We start from the raw sequence: 16713 nt of genomic DNA, 5'->3' as shown, positions 1-16713 counted from the left end.
AAGCTGAAGCCCAAACATAACCCTGAACCCCATGATTGCGGTCGAGTTTGCGTGGAAATCGCGACACGCCCGACCGCGGGGGTCGGTGCGCCGACAAGGTGAGGAACCCGGAATTTTCCGGATTCAGCTTGTGCGGCGTGTGGTGGTAGATCCTCAAACGCTTCGGCGGCCACATCAACAGGTAAGTAAACAGAGCAGCCCTAACTAGAGCAGCACTAGCTGAAAGAGAGTCAGGCGACATGGCGGGACAAAAAATCCGCATCCGGCTGAAGTCATATGACCACGAGGTCATTGATGTTTCAGCGCGGAAGATCGTTGAGACGGTCACGCGCGCAGGCGCAACGGTAGTCGGCCCGGTGCCCCTGCCGACGGAGAAGAACGTTTACTGCGTTATTCGCTCTCCTCACAAGTACAAGGACAGCCGTGAGCACTTCGAAATGCGTACTCACAAGCGTCTGATCGACATCATCGACCCCACGCCGAAGGCTGTTGACTCGCTTATGCGCCTCGACCTGCCGGCCGACGTGAACATCGAAATCAAGCTCTAGGGAGGTGCTGAGAGACTATGACCGCAACCCGTAACGTAAAGGGCCTGCTGGGCACGAAGCTCGGCATGACCCAGGTCTGGGACGAGAACAACAAGCTCATCCCGGTAACTGTTGTCCAGGCTGACTCCAACGTCATCACCCAGCTGCGTAACGCAGAAGTTGATGGCTACGTCGCCGTACAGATCGGCTACGGCCAGATCGACCCCCGCAAGGTCACCAAGCCGCTGGCTGGTCACTTTGAAAAGGCAGGCGTAACTCCTCGCCGCCACGTCGTCGAACTGCGTACCGCAGACGCCGCATCCTACGAGCTGGGCCAGGAGCTCTCTGTTGAGATCTTCGAAGCCGGCCAGAAGATCGACGTCGTCGGCACCTCCAAGGGTAAGGGCTTTGCCGGTGTTATGAAGCGTCACGGCTTCCACGGCGTTGGCGCTTCCCACGGTGCCCACAAGAACCACCGTAAGCCTGGCTCCATCGGTGGCGCATCCACCCCGAGCCGCGTCTTCAAGGGCCTGAAAATGGCCGGCCGCATGGGCGCCGAGCGTCACACCACGCTGAACCTCACGGTTCACGCCATTGACGCTGAGAAGTCGCTGCTCCTTATCAAGGGTGCCGTTCCCGGTGCCCGCGGCCAGGTCGTACTCGTACGCACCGCCGTGAAGGGAGCCTAGTTCAATGACTAGCACTGTCAAGGTAGACCTGCCCGCAGAGATCTTCGACGTCCAGACCAACGTGCCGCTGCTGCACCAGGTCGTCGTCGCACAGCTCGCTGCTGCACGCCAGGGTACCCACAAGACGAAGACCCGCGCCGAGGTTTCCGGTGCAGGTCGCAAGCCGTTCAAGCAGAAGGGCACCGGCCGCGCCCGTCAGGGTTCCATCCGTGCTCCTCACATGACCGGCGGTGGCGTTGTCCACGGTCCGACCCCTCGTGACTACAGCCAGCGCACCCCCAAGAAGATGAAGGCTGCTGCACTCCGTGGCGCCCTGTCTGACCGCGCCCGTAACGGCCGCATCCACGTCATCGCTGAACTGGTAGCCGGCACCAAGCCGTCCGCCAAGGAAGCACTGGCGTCGCTGCGCGCAGTCTCCGAGCGCAAGAACCTGCTCGTCGTAATCGAGCGCGCCAACGATGTTGCTGCACTGTCCGTGCGCAACCTCGAGGGTGTTCACGTTCTGTACGCAGACCAGTTGAACACCTACGACGTACTCATCTCCGACGACGTGGTCTTCACCAAGGCTGCTTTCGAGGCGTTCGTCGCTGACAAGGCCAAGAACGAGGAGGCCTCCAAGTGAGCGTAACCACCATCAAGGACCCGCGCGACGTCGTGCTTGCACCCGTCGTTTCGGAAAAGAGCTACGGTCTCATCGACGAAGGCAAGTACACCTTCCTGGTGGACCCTCGCTCGAACAAGACCGAGATCAAATTGGCCGTTGAGAAGATCTTCTCGGTCAAGGTTGACTCGATCAACACCATCAACCGTGCCGGTAAGCGCAAGCGCACCAAATTCGGCTGGGGTACGCGCAAGAGCACCAAGCGTGCAATTGTCACCCTCAAAGAAGGCACAATCGACATCTTCGGCGGTCCGCTCGCGTAGCGGAGACCACTTTAACGAGGAAATAAATTATGGGAATCCGTAAATACAAGCCGACTACCCCGGGCCGTCGTGGCTCGAGCGTAGCCGACTTCGCTGAAATCACGCGATCGACTCCGGAAAAGTCGTTGCTGCGTCCGCTGCACAAAACAGGCGGCCGTAACAACTCCGGTAAGATCACCACCCGTCACAAGGGTGGTGGGCACAAGCGCCAGTACCGTCTGATCGACTTCCGTCGTCACGACAAAGACGGCATCAACGCCCGCGTTGCCGAAATTGAGTACGACCCGAACCGTACGGCTCGCATCGCACTCCTGCACTACGTTGATGGCACCAAGCGTTACATCATCGCTCCTAACAAGCTGTCCCAGGGTGACTTCGTCGAGGCTGGTCCTGACGCTGACATCAAGCCGGGCAACAACCTGCCGCTGCGCAACATCCCGGTTGGTACCGTAATCCACGCAGTTGAACTGCGTCCGGGTGGCGGCGCCAAGATGGCACGTTCCGCTGGTGCTTCGGTACAGCTCGTTGCCAAGGAAGGCCGCTTCGCCCAGCTGCGTCTGCCCTCCGGCGAAATCCGCAACGTAGACGTGCGCTGCCGCGCAACCGTCGGCGAGGTGGGCAACGCCGAGCAGTCGAACATCAACTGGGGCAAGGCCGGCCGTATGCGCTGGAAGGGCGTTCGCCCGACCGTCCGTGGTGTAGCCATGAACCCGGTTGACCACCCGCACGGTGGTGGTGAAGGTAAGACTTCCGGTGGACGTCACCCGGTTAACCCGAACGGCAAGCCCGAGGGCCGTACCCGCCGTCCGAACAAAGAGAGCGACAAGCTTATTGTTCGTCGCCGCCGTACTGGCAAGAACAAGCGATAGGAGCCTGGACACATGCCACGCAGCCTGAAAAAAGGTCCTTTCGTTGACCAGCACCTCTTTGTGAAGGTCGCACGGGAAAACGATAAGGGCACCAAGAACGTCATCAAGACCTGGTCCCGCCGTTCGATGATCATCCCCGACATGCTCGGGCACACGATCGCCGTACACGACGGACGCAAGCACATCCCGGTGTTTGTCACTGAGTCGATGGTCGGGCACAAGCTCGGCGAATTCGCTCCCACGCGGACATTCCGCGGCCATGTTAAGGACGACCGTAAGGGCAAGCGCCGCTAGGCGCCTGACTTTACGTCTTAGACGAGAGAAGGAAAGCAATGGAAGCCAAGGCTATTGCGCGTCACATCCGCGTAACGCCTATGAAGGCCCGGCGCGTCGTCAACCTTGTTCGTGGTAAGCAAGCGAATGAGGCTCTGGCAATTCTGAAGTTTGCCCCCCAGGCAGCTTCGGAGCCGGTATTCAAGGTACTTCAGTCGGCAATGGCCAACGCACGTGTCCTCGCGGACCGTGACGGCGTTGCATTCGACGACAGCGACCTCTTCATCACCGAAGCATTTGTTGATGAAGGCCCGACCATGAAGCGGTTCCAGCCGCGTGCCCAGGGCCGCGCCTACCGCATTAGGAAGCGGACCAGCCACATCACGCTGGTTGTCGCAACCCCGGAGAAAGAGGAGGCTCGCTAAGTGGGACAGAAAGTAAACCCGCACGGGTTCCGACTCGGCATCACCACCGACCACGTTTCGCACTGGTTCGCTGACAGCACCAAGCCCGGACAGCGCTACAAGGATTTCGTCCGCGAGGACATCAAGATCCGTCAGCTCATGTCCACCGGCATGGAGCGCGCCGGCATCGCCAAGGTTGAAATCGAGCGCACCCGTGACCGTGTCCGCGTGGATATCCACACGGCACGCCCGGGCATCGTCATCGGCCGCCGCGGCGCTGAAGCAGACCGCATCCGCGGCGAGCTCGAAAAGCTCACCGGCAAGCAGGTTCAGCTGAACATCCTCGAGGTCAAGAACCCCGAGATGGAAGCACAGCTTGTTGCCCAGGGCATTGCTGAGCAGCTGACTTCCCGCGTGGCTTTCCGCCGTGCGATGAAGAAGGCCATGCAGTCCGCACAGCGTGCGGGTGCCAAGGGTATCCGCGTTGCTTGCTCGGGCCGTCTGGGTGGCGCAGAAATGTCCCGCTCGGAGTTCTACCGCGAAGGCCGTGTGCCCCTGCACACCCTCCGCGCGAACATCGACTACGGCTTCTACGAAGCCAAGACCACCTTCGGCCGTATCGGTGTGAAGGTTTGGATCTACAAGGGTGACGTAACTGCCAAGGAACTGGCTCAGCAGGCAGCTGCTGCTCCGTCCCGTGGCCGTGCAGGAGACCGTCCGGGCCGCCCGGGTGGCGACCGCCGTCGTCGTAACGACCGTCCGGCAGCTGAGGCAGCACCCGCTGCCGTTGAAGCACCGGCCGCTGAAGCTGCTGCTCCGGCAGCAGAAGGAGGACAGGCTTAAATGCTTATCCCACGTCGAGTCAAGCACCGTAAGCAGCACCACCCGGGTCGTTCCGGCGCTGCAACGGGCGGCACCAAGGTCAGCTTCGGTGAGTACGGTATCCAGGCTCTGAGCCCGGCATACGTTACCAACCGTCAGATCGAGTCCGCTCGTATCGCGATGACCCGCCACATCAAGCGTGGCGGTAAGGTCTGGATCAACATCTACCCGGACCGTCCGCTGACGAAGAAGCCTGCTGAAACCCGTATGGGTTCCGGTAAGGGTTCTCCGGAATGGTGGGTCGCAAACGTCAAGCCGGGCCGGGTTCTCTTCGAACTCTCCGGTGTCAATGAAGAGGTAGCTCGCGAGGCCCTGCGCCTGGCAATCCACAAGCTCCCGTTGAAGGCACGCATTGTGCGTCGCGAAGGTGGTGAATAGAAATGGCAGTAGGGTCGAAGGATCTCGCACCCGCACAGCTGGACGGTTTCGACAACGAGCGTCTCGTTGAAGAACTCCGCAAGTCCAAGGAAGAGCTGTTCAACCTGCGTTTCCAGTCCGCCACCGGACAGCTGGAGAACCACGGTCGCCTGCGCGCGGTAAAGAAGGACATCGCACGCATCTACACCGTTCTCCGTGAGCGCGAGCTGGGCATTCGTGCCGAGGTTGCCGCACCGGTTGTGGAAGCCAAGGAAGAAAAGAAGTCCAAGAAGGCTGCCAAGGCTGAAAAGGCCGAGGTTGAAGCTGGAGAGGACGCCAAGTGAGCGAGAAGGAAACTGTGACGGAAGCAGCAGCCAGCGCTGAACAGCGCGGTTACCGTAAGACGCGTCGCGGCTACGTTGTCTCTGACAAGATGGAAAAGACCATCGTTGTTCAGGTTGAAGACCGCGTGAAGCACGCTCTGTACGGCAAGGTTATTCGCCGCACCTCGAAGATCAAGGCTCATGACGAAGAGAACACCGCCGGCATCGGCGACCTGGTTCTCATCTCTGAGACCCGCCCGCTCTCCGCTACCAAGCGGTGGCGTCTGGTGGAGATCCTCGAAAAGGCCAAGTAAATCCGACGCCGGGTCCGCCCGGCAGTGATTAACTGGAAAGGCCCGCATTCCTTTGGGAATGCGGGCCTTTCCGCTTTCCCAGCCGTTTCGGTTTAGTGCCGTGAACGTGCTAGGATATTGAGTTTGTATGGCGCCACTTGTGCGTCGTCCACTACCTCGTAAACAATCGTGCCGCTGCATACTGCCCCGCGCAGAGTTTTCTGCAAGGGAAGCTGATGCTTGTGGCACGGGCGTTTAGGCCTGTACTGGCAAAATCCAGGCAGGTCAAGAGACACCCCGATCAACCGTTCCGCAAGGCTCATTCCGTATGCATGATTTCGGTCTGAGAACCGGCGCGACGCAAGGAGTAAAAATTGATTCAGCAGGAGTCGCGACTCAAGGTCGCCGACAACACGGGTGCTAAGGAAATCCTTACCATTCGCGTTCTCGGTGGATCCGGTCGTCGCTACGCAGGCATCGGCGACGTCATCGTCGCCACCGTCAAGGACGCTATCCCTGGCGGCAACGTAAAGAAGGGTGACGTCGTCAAGGCTGTCATCGTTCGTACCAAGAAGGAACGCCGCCGTGCGGATGGTTCCTACATCAAGTTTGACGAAAACGCAGCTGTGATCCTGAAGAACGACGGTGACCCCCGCGGTACCCGTATCTTCGGCCCGGTTGGTCGTGAACTTCGCGACAAGAAGTTCATGAAGATCGTTTCGCTGGCCCCGGAGGTGCTTTAGTCCATGGCTAAGATCAAGAAGGGTGACCTGGTTCAGGTCATCACCGGCGCCAAGCAGGAACGTGGCGGCGACCGCGGCAAGCAGGGCAAGGTCCTGCGCGTATTCCCGGACACCAACCGCGTGCTGGTAGAGGGAATCAACCGCGTCACCAAGCACACCAAGGTCGGTCAGTCGCAGCGCGGCACCAAGACCGGTGGCATCGAGGTTGTTGAAGCCCCGATCCACGTCTCCAACGTTGCTTTGGTTGACCCGTCGACCAAGAAGCCGACCCGTGTTGGTTTCCGTCTCGACACCGTTGAGAAGGATGGTCGTTCAAAGACTGTCCGTATCCGCGTGTCCAAGGCCACCGGGAAGGACATCTAATGACTGAGACCACAGTCGAAACGAAGATCGTTCCGCGTCTGAAGACCAAGTACGCAGAGACCATCAAGAAGTCCCTGCAGGACGAATTCAGCTACGCGAACGTCAACCAGGTTCCCCGCCTGGTCAAGGTTGTAGTGAACATGGGTGTTGGAGATGCCGCCAAGGACTCCAAGCTGATCGACGGCGCTGTCCGCGACCTCACCCTGATCACCGGCCAGAAGCCGCAGGTAACCAAGGCCCGCAAGTCGATCGCTCAGTTCAAGCTGCGCGAAGGCATGCCCATCGGTGCACACGCAACTCTGCGTGGAGACCGCATGTGGGAATTCGTGGACCGTCTGGTATCCCTCGCACTGCCCCGTATCCGCGACTTCCGCGGCCTCAACGGCAAGCAGTTCGATGGCAACGGTAACTACACCTTCGGTCTGACCGAGCAGGTTATGTTCCACGAAATCGACCAGGATTCCATCGACCGCGTTCGCGGTATGGACATCACGGTTGTCACCACCGCCAAGACCGATGACGAAGGCCGCGCGCTGCTCAAGGCGCTTGGTTTCCCGTTCAAGACCGAAAACTAACTACGTGACAGGTCCGTCTATGCAGGCTCTTAGGAGCAAGCGTGACGGAAACCGGTACGAGGAAGGGCTATAGCCCAAAATGACTATGACAGATCCTGTCGCAGACATGCTCACGCGTCTGCGCAATGCAAACTCGGCATACCACGACACCGTGTCCATGCCGTACAGCAAACTGAAGGCACGCGTTGCTGACATCCTGAAGGCAGAAGGCTACATTGCCGGCTGGAAGGAAGAAGACGCCGAGGTTGGCAAGAAGCTGACCATCGACCTGAAGTTCGGTCCGAACCGCGAGCGTTCAATCGCTGGCGTCCGCCGCATCTCCAAGCCGGGCCTCCGCGTTTACGCGAAGTCCACCAACCTGCCGCACGTGCTGGGTGGCCTGGGTATCGCAATCCTGTCCACCTCTTCCGGCCTCCTGACTGACAAGCAGGCCGGCAAGAAGGGCGTGGGCGGCGAAGTCCTCGCGTACGTCTGGTAACGGGAAAGGAAGAGAATAATGTCACGTATTGGACGTCTCCCCATCACCGTTCCTGCCGGAGTTGAGGTCAAGCTCGATGGCTCCGTCATCAGCGTCAAAGGTGCCAAAGGCGAGCTGAGCCACACTGTGGCCAGCCCGATCGAGGTTACCCAGGAAGAGAACACTCTCACGGTCACCCGCCCGAACGACGAGCGCAACTCGCGTTCGTTGCACGGCCTGACCCGCACCCTGATCGCCAACATGATCCAGGGCGTTACCGAGGGCTACGAGAAGAAGCTTGAGATCGTTGGTACCGGTTACCGCGTTCAGGCCAAGGGTTCTGACCTGGAGTTCGCTCTGGGCTACAGCCACCCGGTCAGCGTCTCTGCACCCGAAGGCATCACCTTCGTAGTAGAGGGTCCGACCAAGCTCTCTGTTGCGGGTATCAACAAGCAGCAGGTCGGCGAGGTTGCTGCCAACATTCGCAAGCTGCGCAAGCCTGACCCCTACAAGGGCAAGGGTGTCCGTTACGCCGGCGAAGTCATCCGCCGCAAGGTCGGAAAGGCTGGTAAGTAAACCATGGCCATCGCAATTAACAAGAAGCGTTCGAACAAGAGCAAGTCTGCTGCACGCAGCCGTCGCCAGCTTCGTATCCGCAAGCGCATCACCGGTACGGCTGTACGTCCTCGTTTGGTCGTCAACCGTTCGGCACGTCACGTATTCGTCCAGGTTGTCGATGACAGCAAGGGTGTAACCGTGGCTTACGCTTCCACCCTGGAAGCTGACCTCCGCGCATTTGACGGAGACAAGACTGCCAAGGCCAAGCGCGTCGGCGAGCTCGTTGCCGAGCGTGCCAAGGCTGCAGGCGTCGAAGCTGTTGTCTTCGACCGTGGCGGTAACAAGTACCACGGCCGCATCGCCGCCGTCGCTGACGGTGCTCGCGAAGGTGGGCTGGCACTGTGACCGTTGAAAATAACGAAAAGGACATTCAGGTGACTGAAGCTGTAGCTGCTGAAGCAACTGAGACCGCACCCGCTACCGATGACCGCCGCGGCGGACGTCGTGGCGAGCGCGGCGACCGTGGCCAGGGCCGCGGCGACCGTGGTGGCCGTGGTGGCCGCGACGGCGGTCGTGAGGCTGAGAAGAGCCAGTTCGTAGAGCGCGTTGTCACCATCAACCGCGTTGCCAAGGTCGTCAAGGGTGGTCGTCGCTTTAGCTTCACCGCTCTCGTCGTCGTCGGTGACGGCAACGGTATGGTCGGCGTCGGCTACGGCAAGGCCAAGGAAGTTCCCGCAGCTATCGCCAAGGGCGTTGAAGAGGCCAAGAAGTCCTTCTTCCGCGTTCCCCGCGTTGGCAGCACCATCCCGCACCGTGTGCAGGGTGAGGCCGCTGCAGGTGTAGTCCTGCTGCGTCCGGCTTCCGCCGGTACCGGTGTTATTGCCGGTGGTCCGGTCCGCGCGGTATTGGAGTGCGTGGGTATCCACGACATCCTCTCCAAGTCGCTCGGTTCCTCAAACGCGATCAACATCGTTCACGCGACTGTTGCCGCTCTGAAGCAGCTCGAAGAGCCCGCTTCCGTGGCTGCCCGCCGTGGCTTGCCGCTGGACGAGGTTGCTCCTGCTGCTCTGGTGCGCGCGCTCCAGAACCAGAAGGCAGGTGTTTAGTCATGGCTAAGAACCTGACTCCCTCCGACGCCAAGTTGGAGATCACCCAGATCAAGGGCGTCATTGGCGCCAAGCAGAACCAGAAGGCCACCCTTCGGTCCCTCGGCCTCAAGCGCATCGGACACACCGTTGTCCGCAACGCTGACGCCGTGACCGTTGGCATGCTGAACACGGTTCCGCACCTCGTGAATGTAGAGGAGGCGAAGTAATGGCAGAGAACAAGACCGCCGAAGAGACTGCTGAGAAGCAGCACGCTCTGAAGGTCCACCACCTGCGCCCCGCCCCGGGTGCCAAAACCGCCAAGACCCGTGTTGGTCGTGGTGAAGGCTCCAAGGGTAAGACCGCTGGTCGCGGTACCAAGGGTACGAAGGCCCGCTACCAGGTAAAGGCTGGCTTTGCCGGCGGCCAGCTGCCGCTGCACATGCGCCTGCCGAAGCTGCGCGGCTTCAAGAACCCGTTCCGGGTTGAGTTCCAGGTTGTAAACCTGGAGAAGCTCAATGAGCTGTTCCCGGAAGGTGGCGTTGTCACCGTGGAGTCCTTGGTTGAGAAGGGTGCCGTTCGCAAGAACCAGCCCGTCAAGGTGCTGGGCACCGGCGACATCACCGTCAAGGTTGACGTCACCGCCCACGCTTTCTCTTCCAGCGCTGCGGAAAAGATTGCTGCTGCAGGCGGAAGCACCACTGCTCTCTAAGAGCAAGTGGGGCAAATGCCCGTTGTAAAAGGATCCCGGTATGCGGGGCTTCGGCCCTGTATACCGGGATTTTTGCGTGATTGTGGGCTCTCGATTATTCCGACGGCGTCACAAGCGGTTAGACTCGGTTGTTGGGTTTCATTGATCCCAACCACATCCTTGTACTTTCTACTCAGGAGGACGCTTGCTAAGCGCATTCGGCCGGGCGTTTCGGACGCCTGATTTGCGACGCAAGTTGTTGTTCACGCTGGGAATCATCACAATCTTCCGCTTGGGAGCTTTTATCCCCTCGCCTGGTGTGAACTACCAGAATGTCCAGCAATGCTTGAACACCGGTGACACCTCGCAGGGCATCTACCAGCTGGTGAACTTGTTCAGCGGCGGCGCGTTGCTGCAGGTCTCAGTGTTTGCCCTGGGCATCATGCCCTACATCACGGCGAGCATCATCGTGCAGTTGCTTCGGGTAGTCATTCCCCGGTTCCAGCAGCTCTACGAAGAGGGATCCTCCGGTCAGTCAAAGTTGACCCAGTACACCCGGTACCTCACCATCGCGCTCGGGCTGCTGAACGCCACCACTCTGGTGTCGCTGGCCCGGTCCGGTCAGCTGCTCCCTGGCTGCAACCTGCCCATCATCCCCGATGAGAGCATCATGACCACCATTCTCATCATCATCACGTTGACGGCCGGCACCGGCCTCATCATGTGGATGGGCGAGCTGGTCACCGAAAAGGGTGTGGGTAACGGCATGTCGCTGCTGATCTTCACCTCCATCGCTGCAAGCTTCCCCGGTTCGCTGGGCTCCATCTGGGAGTCCAAGGGTCCGGGCACCTTCTTCACCGTCCTCGCCGTGGGCCTGCTGACGGTGGCCTTGGTGGTCTTTGTGGAACAGTCCCAGCGCCGTGTTCCCGTGCAGTACGCCAAGCGTATGATCGGTCGCCGCACTGTGGGTGGCACCAGCACCTACATCCCCATCAAGGTGAACATGGCCGGCGTCGTGCCTGTCATCTTCGCTTCGTCCATGCTGTACCTGCCCGGGCTGATCTCGCAGTTCAACCAGCCTGCGCCAGGGGAGCAGATGGCCCCGTGGGTTGAGTGGATCAACAACAACCTCACCCGTGGCGACCACCCCATCTACATGGCACTCTATTTCGCCATGATTGTGTTCTTCACCTACTTCTATGTAGCCATCACCTTCAACCCTGAAGAAGTGTCGGACAACATGAAGAAGTACGGCGGGTTTATTCCGGGCATCCGGGCGGGTAAACCGACCGCGGACTACCTGCAGTACGTGCTTTCCAGGATTACTTTGCCTGGAGCCCTTTACCTGGGCTTCGTGGCGTTGATTCCGCTGGTTGCACTCGTCCTGATCAATGCCAACCAGAACTTCCCGTTCGGTGGCACATCGATTCTGATCATGGTGGGTGTTGGCCTGGAGACCGTCAAGCAGATTGATGCGCAGCTACAACAACGTCACTACGAAGGGCTTTTGCGATGACGAGAATGCTGATCATTGGACCTCCCGGTTCGGGCAAGGGTACGCAGGCTGAGCGGATTTCCGAGCGCCTCGGCGTGGTCGCCATCTCCACCGGCGACATCTTCCGTGCCAACGTCAAGGGCGAAACGCCTTTGGGCATTGAAGCCAAAAAGTACATGGATGCCGGCGATTTTGTTCCGGACAGCGTCACGAACAACATGGTTCGCGATCGACTGAGCCAGAGCGACGTCGAGAACGGCTTCCTGCTGGATGGGTACCCGCGTACCACCGCTCAGGTTGACTACCTGGACCAGATCCTCGCTGAGGGTGAGCAGGAGCTCGACGTCGTGCTCCAGTTGACCGCCGACGACGAAGAGCTGGTAGCCCGCCTTCTTGGCCGCGCCAAGGAAACGGGCCGTTCGGATGATAACGAAACTGTCATCCGGCACCGCCTGGATCTTTACCACGAGCAGACCGAGGCAGTTGTGGCCAAGTACGCCGAGCGTGGGATTCTCACGCAGGTTGATGGCATCGGCGGTATCGATGAAGTTACCGACCGCGTGCTGACGGCCATCGAGTCAGCAAAGGCTGTTTAGCAGTTCTCCACATAGCCGGGAAACCGGTGTTGGAGTGAGGGGTGTGTCCCGTGCGGTGAGTGCGGGGCACACCCTTTTCCTGTTCCACCCTGCAATTCAATTTCGGCCATGCTCCCCGGTACGGGAAAATGGTTCAAGCACGGGGCCTGATGGGCCTCAACAGCAAACCTTCAGAGGAGATCATGGCGTTCGGTCAGCCCCGCATTGAGTACAAAACAAACGAGCAGATGCGCACCATGCACCAGGCCGGCCTTGTCCTGAGCCGTGCCCTCGACGCTGCCGTTGCGGCGGCCAAACCGGGCGTTACCACCAAGGACCTGGACGACGTCTTCGCTGCGGTACTCAACGATGCCGGAGCAAAGTCGAACTTCCTTGGCTATCACGGGTTTCCGGCCACCATCTGCACCTCGGTCAATGAGGAAGTGGTCCATGGCATCCCGGGTGGAAAGGTCCTCAATGATGGCGACATCATCTCCATCGACGGCGGCTGCATTGTTGACGGATGGCATTCGGACTCCGCCCGTACCGTGATTGTGGGCAACGCTGATCCGGAAGACCAGCGGCTCTCCGACGTCACGGAAGCGGCCATGTGGCACGGTATCGCGGCCCTCGCCAAGGGCAAGTTCGTGGGGGACATCGGAAACGCGATCGATGACTACGTATCATCTGTGCCCGGAAAGCCACTGGGCATTCTGGAGGACTACGTGGGCCACGGCATCGGCTCGGAGATGCACATGGCTCCGGACGTCCTGAACTACCGGACCAGCCATCGCGGACCCAAGATCAGGCCGGGTCTGTGCCTCGCCATTGAGCCCATGTTGGTTCGCGGCGGGATCGAGACCGCAACTTTGGATGACGACTGGACTGTGGTGACCACGGACGGAAAGCGTTCCTGCCAGTGGGAGCACTCCGTAGCTGTTCACGAAAAGGGCATCTGGGTGTTGTCCGCCCCGGACGGTGGCGCCAAGCAGTTGGCGCCACTGGGCGTCGTGCCTGTCCCGATCCCGTAACACCCGCAGGAGAAGAGCCGGGCTGCAAACGCAGCCCGGCTCGTCTGTGTTCTGAAGCGGTTATGCCTTCAGCTTGGGCTTCACATCCTTGGTGTATATACCTTCAAGGGTTTTCTTCAACTCGGTCATGGTTGCCTGCACGTCCCCTTGTTGCGTGAGGATCTTGGCGGCCGACTTTGCCATTTCCTGGTCAGCGCCCGGCAGGAACACGCGGGCATTGTCCTGGACCCTGGTGGCCGCGAGCTGATCCATGGCCGTCTTGATCTGTGGTGTTGCAGCAAGGACGGCCGACATGTCAGCCGAGAGCCTGGTGGGCATGTAACCGGTGGCGGCGGAGAAGGCGGCCGTGTTTTCCGGCTCCGTCATGAACTTCAGGAACGTAGCGGCCGCCAGCTGTTCTTCCTTGGTGATCCCGCTGGGGATGCCAAGGCCGGCGCCGCCTGTGGGGCAGACTCCGCTGGGTGCCTCGGGTCCGCCAGGCAGGAACCCTACGCCCACATTGAACTTGGCTGCCTTCAGGACGCCCAGCAGGGAGCCTGTGGAGGAAATGGTGGACGAGGTGATCCCGGCGGCGAAGTCATCCGCTGCCTCCTTGGAGGAGACACCGGCCCAACCGTCCTTGTAGATGGAGTCCTGGGCCCACTGCAGCGCTGCCACGGACTGGGCTGAATCGCAGGTGATGTCCCAGTCCTTGGACCAGCTGCCACCCCAGCCCCACAAATTGTTTTGGAGGGTCCAGCCTGCGTAGCCGGCAAGGGCAGGATAGATATAGGCGTACTGGGCACCCGAGGTTGCCTTGAGTTTGGGAGCCCACTCAGCGAACTCCTGCCACGTGGCGGGCGCGCGGTCCGGAAGTCCGGCGGCCTTGAAATGATCCTTGTTGTAGTAGAAAAGCGGCGTGGACCGGCCGTAGGGGAGAGCCCACTGTTTGTCCTCGTACTTGTAGTCATCAACCAGGGACTTCTGGAAGTCATCAATCTTGATATCGAGCTGTTTCACCAAGCCATCAATGGGGATGATGCTGCCGTTGGAGTAGTAGCGGAACCACCAAACGTCCGAGAGCACAACCAGTCCCGGCAGCCCGGTCTTTGCCGCCTGGGAGGTCTGGAACTTCTGTGCGATCTCTTCATAGTTGGCACCGGCCGTCACCAGGTTTACTTTGATCTCCGGGAATTTGGCGTGGAACTTCTCAATAATCGCCTTCTCCACGTCCTGGGACTTGCCGGGGTGGTTGGTCCAGAAGTCTATGGAGGCGGCAGGCTTCACGCCGCTGAAGTCGATCGCCGCGGTGTCGACGGCGTCTGTCGTGCCCGCCGTCGACGGTCCACCGCATGCGGCGAGGGCGGCGGCTCCGGCTCCGAGGCCTGCCAGCCCCAGGAAATGTCTGCGGTCAAGGTTGGTACGCATGGTGCTTCCTCTCAATAACTTACTTCGATGCGGATGGAGCGTTTGGAGAAAATCAGCCGGTGACACTGCCCTGGGTCAGCCCGGCAACGATGTAGCGCTGGAGTGCTGCAAACACCAGCAGGATGGGCACGATCACCAGGACGGCCCCGGCCATGAGAATTCCCCAGCCTGCACCGTTGCCCTCGGAGTTCTGCAGCAGGGTCAAACCCACGGGAAGTGTCATGGTTTCGGGGCGGTCCGTGATGATGAGCGGCCAAATGTAGTCATTCCATTCGCTGACCACGGTCACCAGCGCCACGGTGGCGATGGACGGCACTGAGACCGGCACGATGATCTGCCACAGCCGCCGCCAATGGCCGGCACCGTCGATTTCAGCTGCTTCGAGAATGGACGGCGGCAGGGTCATGAAATGTTGCCGTAGCAGGAAAGTGCCAAACGCCGTCCCCAAACCCGGAAGGATGATGCCCCACAAGGTGTTCTTTCCGCCCATCCCCGCGATCAGGATGTAATTGGGCAGGATGGACACCTGCGCAGGGACCATGAGTGCCACCAGAATCAGCACGAAGATGACGTTCTTGAACGGGAAGCGAACGAACACCAGCGCATAGGCCGTCAGGATCGCCAAAATGACTTTGATGGTTGAACCCACCACGGTGACGATCAGGCTGTTCGCGAAGAACTGTGCGAACGGGACCGTGGTCATTGCGGTGACGTAGTTCTCCAGGTTCAGTGATTCCGGCAGGATCTTCAGATCCATGGTGACGATCTCGCCGGGTTGCTTGAAGGAACTCAGCACCATCCACAGCAGTGGCAGGAATACCACCAGCGTTGCGATGATCAACGGCACGTAGCCCGTAGCCAGGGTCTGCAGGAAGTTGGATGTGGAAAAGGGGCGCGGCAGGTCCTGCGTGGCGGCCGGTTGCGCGGCCTCTTGCGGCGGATCAACCACGACGGCGGGTGAGGGCGCGCTCATGAGTAGTGAACCTTTCGCTCAACGAACCGGAGTTGAAGAACAGTGATGATCAGCAGGATCACGAAGAGGACCACGGAAATCGCGGCCGAGTAGCCTGCCCGGTTGTACGCGCCGAACGCCTGAAGGTAAGCCTCATAGATGAGGGTGCTGGTGCCGTTTCCCAGCGGAGTCATGATGCGGATGAGGTCGAACGCCTGCAGGGAACTCAGCATGGTGGTGATCAGCAGGAAGAACGTGGTGGGGGAAAGCAATGGAAGGGAGATGTTGAAAAACCTCCGCACACTGTTGGCCCCATCCAGCGCAGCGGCCTCCATGACGTCACGGGGGAGGGACTGCAGGCCGGCCAGGAAAACCACAGCACAGTAGCCGAGGTTCTTCCAGACGTACACAATGATCACCATCACCAAGGAAAGCTGCGGATCATTGATCCACTGCGGGCTCTGCTGGCCAAAGCCACGCAGGACCCATGCAAGGACTCCGTAGCCGGGATCGAAGATGAACAGCCACACCAAGCCAACGCCCACACCGGAGAGCACGTAGGGCGCGAACACGGCAGACCGGGCGAATGTGGTGCCGCGCGCCTTCGAGTTCAAAGCCAACGCAACCAGCAGGCCCAGGACCATGGAGCCGCCCACTGTCACCACGGTGAAAATCGCGGTGGTTCCCAGGACCTTGGAAGCGTCCTCACTGGCGAAAAACGTGACGTAGTTCTGCAACCCCACCACGGTGGCTTTTGCCGAGCCGAGGGTCCAATCCAACGTCGAGTAATAGATGTTGTTGATCAGCGGCCAATACGTGAACGTGCCGATCAAGGCCAGGTTGGGCAAGGCCATGGCCAGGAACACCAGGAAGTCCCGGCGGCTCCGGCCGGACCAGCGCTTTCTCTGCTGCGTGGGCCGCCTGTCTGCGGGCGCAGCACTGCTGCTGTGAATCTGTCGGGTAGTCATGAGTCACTAACGGTTTCGGGCGAATGAGGGCGCCAGCTCCCTGACCGGGGCGGCGAAGACAGGCCTAGCTCACCACACCGAAAGCACCCGTTGAGGCCAAAAGCGGGGCGTGTATGGATAGTTGGCTTACACTTCCAAGCCCGTTTACTCGGCGTTACTCGCTTGTTCGTATTTGAGGCTCGGCTCCCACTTGCCCCGCCCTGCGGGCTGGCTGGACCCCTCTGCGCGCTCGGTCGTTCCTCCCTTAGACGCGCGCTGCCGGGTCCCGGCGC

General features: G+C 60.2%; 26 protein-coding genes. 23 read left to right on the top strand and 3 right to left on the bottom strand.

Annotated features, from left to right (window positions below):
• Nucleotides 1-239 precede the first annotated feature (239 nt).
• The 23 genes from rpsJ to map all read left to right on the top strand — a co-directional run bounded on the left by rpsJ (nt 240) and on the right by map (nt 13114).
• Nucleotides 240-548: a 30S ribosomal protein S10 gene (gene rpsJ / locus ABI796_RS13910; RefSeq protein ID WP_003803825.1), complete on the top strand. Its 309-nt coding sequence runs from the start codon at nt 240-242 to the stop codon at nt 546-548.
• Nucleotides 549-565: 17 nt separating this feature from the next.
• Complete coding sequence (gene rplC, locus ABI796_RS13905; protein WP_011775595.1) at nt 566-1216, top strand: 50S ribosomal protein L3; 651 nt, start codon at nt 566-568, stop codon at nt 1214-1216.
• Nucleotides 1217-1220: 4 nt separating this feature from the next.
• Complete coding sequence (rplD, locus tag ABI796_RS13900; RefSeq protein ID WP_141281626.1) at nt 1221-1838, top strand: 50S ribosomal protein L4; 618 nt, start codon at nt 1221-1223, stop codon at nt 1836-1838.
• On the top strand, nt 1835-2140 hold the full coding sequence (gene rplW / locus ABI796_RS13895; RefSeq protein WP_024817589.1) for a 50S ribosomal protein L23: 306 nt from the start codon (nt 1835-1837) through the stop codon (nt 2138-2140). The genes rplD and rplW overlap by 4 nt, the downstream gene beginning before the upstream one ends.
• Nucleotides 2141-2169: 29 nt before the next feature.
• On the top strand, nt 2170-3009 hold the full coding sequence (gene rplB / locus ABI796_RS13890; RefSeq protein ID WP_011775592.1) for a 50S ribosomal protein L2: 840 nt from the start codon (nt 2170-2172) through the stop codon (nt 3007-3009).
• A 12-nt stretch (nt 3010-3021) separates the two neighbouring features.
• Nucleotides 3022-3303, top strand: a complete 282-nt coding sequence (rpsS, locus tag ABI796_RS13885) for a 30S ribosomal protein S19 (RefSeq protein ID WP_011775591.1) — start codon at nt 3022-3024, stop codon at nt 3301-3303.
• 38 nt (nt 3304-3341) lie between these two features.
• Nucleotides 3342-3707 (top strand): 50S ribosomal protein L22, encoded by a 366-nt coding sequence (gene rplV / locus ABI796_RS13880; protein ID WP_011775590.1) that lies wholly within the window; start codon nt 3342-3344, stop codon nt 3705-3707.
• Nucleotides 3708-4529 (top strand): 30S ribosomal protein S3, encoded by an 822-nt coding sequence (gene rpsC / locus ABI796_RS13875; RefSeq protein ID WP_011775589.1) that lies wholly within the window; start codon nt 3708-3710, stop codon nt 4527-4529. It begins immediately after the preceding gene.
• Nucleotides 4530-4946: a 50S ribosomal protein L16 gene (gene rplP, locus ABI796_RS13870; protein WP_003803795.1), complete on the top strand. Its 417-nt coding sequence runs from the start codon at nt 4530-4532 to the stop codon at nt 4944-4946.
• Nucleotides 4947-4948: 2 nt separating this feature from the next.
• Complete coding sequence (gene rpmC / locus ABI796_RS13865) at nt 4949-5269, top strand: 50S ribosomal protein L29 (RefSeq protein ID WP_014922387.1); 321 nt, start codon at nt 4949-4951, stop codon at nt 5267-5269.
• On the top strand, nt 5266-5562 hold the full coding sequence (rpsQ, locus tag ABI796_RS13860; RefSeq protein ID WP_011775587.1) for a 30S ribosomal protein S17: 297 nt from the start codon (nt 5266-5268) through the stop codon (nt 5560-5562). The genes rpmC and rpsQ overlap by 4 nt, the downstream gene beginning before the upstream one ends.
• Nucleotides 5563-5915: 353 nt before the next feature.
• Nucleotides 5916-6284, top strand: a complete 369-nt coding sequence (rplN, locus tag ABI796_RS13855; RefSeq protein ID WP_003803789.1) for a 50S ribosomal protein L14 — start codon at nt 5916-5918, stop codon at nt 6282-6284.
• Nucleotides 6285-6287: 3 nt separating this feature from the next.
• Complete coding sequence (rplX, locus tag ABI796_RS13850) at nt 6288-6647, top strand: 50S ribosomal protein L24 (protein WP_141281625.1); 360 nt, start codon at nt 6288-6290, stop codon at nt 6645-6647.
• Nucleotides 6647-7222: a 50S ribosomal protein L5 gene (gene rplE / locus ABI796_RS13845; RefSeq protein ID WP_141281624.1), complete on the top strand. Its 576-nt coding sequence runs from the start codon at nt 6647-6649 to the stop codon at nt 7220-7222. Before rplX ends, rplE begins: the two co-directional genes overlap by 1 nt.
• Nucleotides 7223-7301: 79 nt before the next feature.
• Entirely contained in the window at nt 7302-7700 is a 399-nt protein-coding gene (rpsH, locus tag ABI796_RS13840; protein ID WP_011775584.1) for a 30S ribosomal protein S8, read from the top strand.
• Nucleotides 7701-7718: 18 nt separating this feature from the next.
• The gene (rplF, locus tag ABI796_RS13835; RefSeq protein ID WP_062073167.1) at nt 7719-8255 is read left to right on the top strand and encodes a 50S ribosomal protein L6; all 537 of its coding nucleotides are present in this window, start codon (nt 7719-7721) and stop codon (nt 8253-8255) included.
• Between the two features lie 3 nt (nt 8256-8258).
• On the top strand, nt 8259-8642 hold the full coding sequence (gene rplR / locus ABI796_RS13830) for a 50S ribosomal protein L18 (RefSeq protein ID WP_011775582.1): 384 nt from the start codon (nt 8259-8261) through the stop codon (nt 8640-8642).
• A 29-nt stretch (nt 8643-8671) separates the two neighbouring features.
• Nucleotides 8672-9343 (top strand): 30S ribosomal protein S5, encoded by a 672-nt coding sequence (gene rpsE, locus ABI796_RS13825; protein WP_011775581.1) that lies wholly within the window; start codon nt 8672-8674, stop codon nt 9341-9343.
• Nucleotides 9344-9345: 2 nt separating this feature from the next.
• Nucleotides 9346-9552, top strand: coding sequence for a 50S ribosomal protein L30 (gene rpmD, locus ABI796_RS13820; RefSeq protein WP_011775580.1), 207 nt, complete (start codon nt 9346-9348; stop codon nt 9550-9552).
• The gene (gene rplO, locus ABI796_RS13815) at nt 9552-10034 is read left to right on the top strand and encodes a 50S ribosomal protein L15 (RefSeq protein ID WP_011775579.1); all 483 of its coding nucleotides are present in this window, start codon (nt 9552-9554) and stop codon (nt 10032-10034) included. The genes rpmD and rplO overlap by 1 nt, the downstream gene beginning before the upstream one ends.
• A gap of 184 nt (nt 10035-10218) precedes the next feature.
• A complete protein-coding gene (gene secY / locus ABI796_RS13810) occupies nt 10219-11529 on the top strand; it encodes a preprotein translocase subunit SecY (RefSeq protein ID WP_024817581.1) in 1311 nt (436 codons plus the stop codon).
• Nucleotides 11530-11534: 5 nt separating this feature from the next.
• Nucleotides 11535-12104, top strand: coding sequence for an adenylate kinase (locus ABI796_RS13805; RefSeq protein WP_174754477.1), 570 nt, complete (start codon nt 11535-11537; stop codon nt 12102-12104).
• A gap of 182 nt (nt 12105-12286) precedes the next feature.
• Nucleotides 12287-13114, top strand: coding sequence for a type I methionyl aminopeptidase (gene map, locus ABI796_RS13800; RefSeq protein WP_141281898.1), 828 nt, complete (start codon nt 12287-12289; stop codon nt 13112-13114).
• A gap of 60 nt (nt 13115-13174) precedes the next feature.
• Here map and ABI796_RS13795 read toward each other — a convergent pair whose 3' ends face one another.
• From ABI796_RS13795 to ABI796_RS13785, 3 genes are read right to left on the bottom strand one after another with little or no spacing between them, the layout of a single operon-like run.
• Nucleotides 13175-14521: an ABC transporter substrate-binding protein gene (locus ABI796_RS13795; RefSeq protein WP_141281620.1), complete on the bottom strand. Its 1347-nt coding sequence runs from the start codon at nt 14519-14521 to the stop codon at nt 13175-13177.
• Between the two features lie 52 nt (nt 14522-14573).
• Nucleotides 14574-15494, bottom strand: a complete 921-nt coding sequence (locus tag ABI796_RS13790; protein ID WP_141281618.1) for a carbohydrate ABC transporter permease — start codon at nt 15492-15494, stop codon at nt 14574-14576.
• The gene (locus ABI796_RS13785; protein WP_174754472.1) at nt 15491-16441 is read right to left on the bottom strand and encodes a carbohydrate ABC transporter permease; all 951 of its coding nucleotides are present in this window, start codon (nt 16439-16441) and stop codon (nt 15491-15493) included. Before ABI796_RS13785 ends, ABI796_RS13790 begins: the two co-directional genes overlap by 4 nt.
• Nucleotides 16442-16713 lie beyond the last annotated feature (272 nt).

This window comes from Paenarthrobacter aurescens (genome assembly GCF_041549525.1).
Lineage (GTDB): Bacteria > Actinomycetota > Actinomycetes > Actinomycetales > Micrococcaceae > Arthrobacter > Arthrobacter aurescens.
This window is presented reverse-complemented; position numbering and strand designations above follow the sequence as displayed.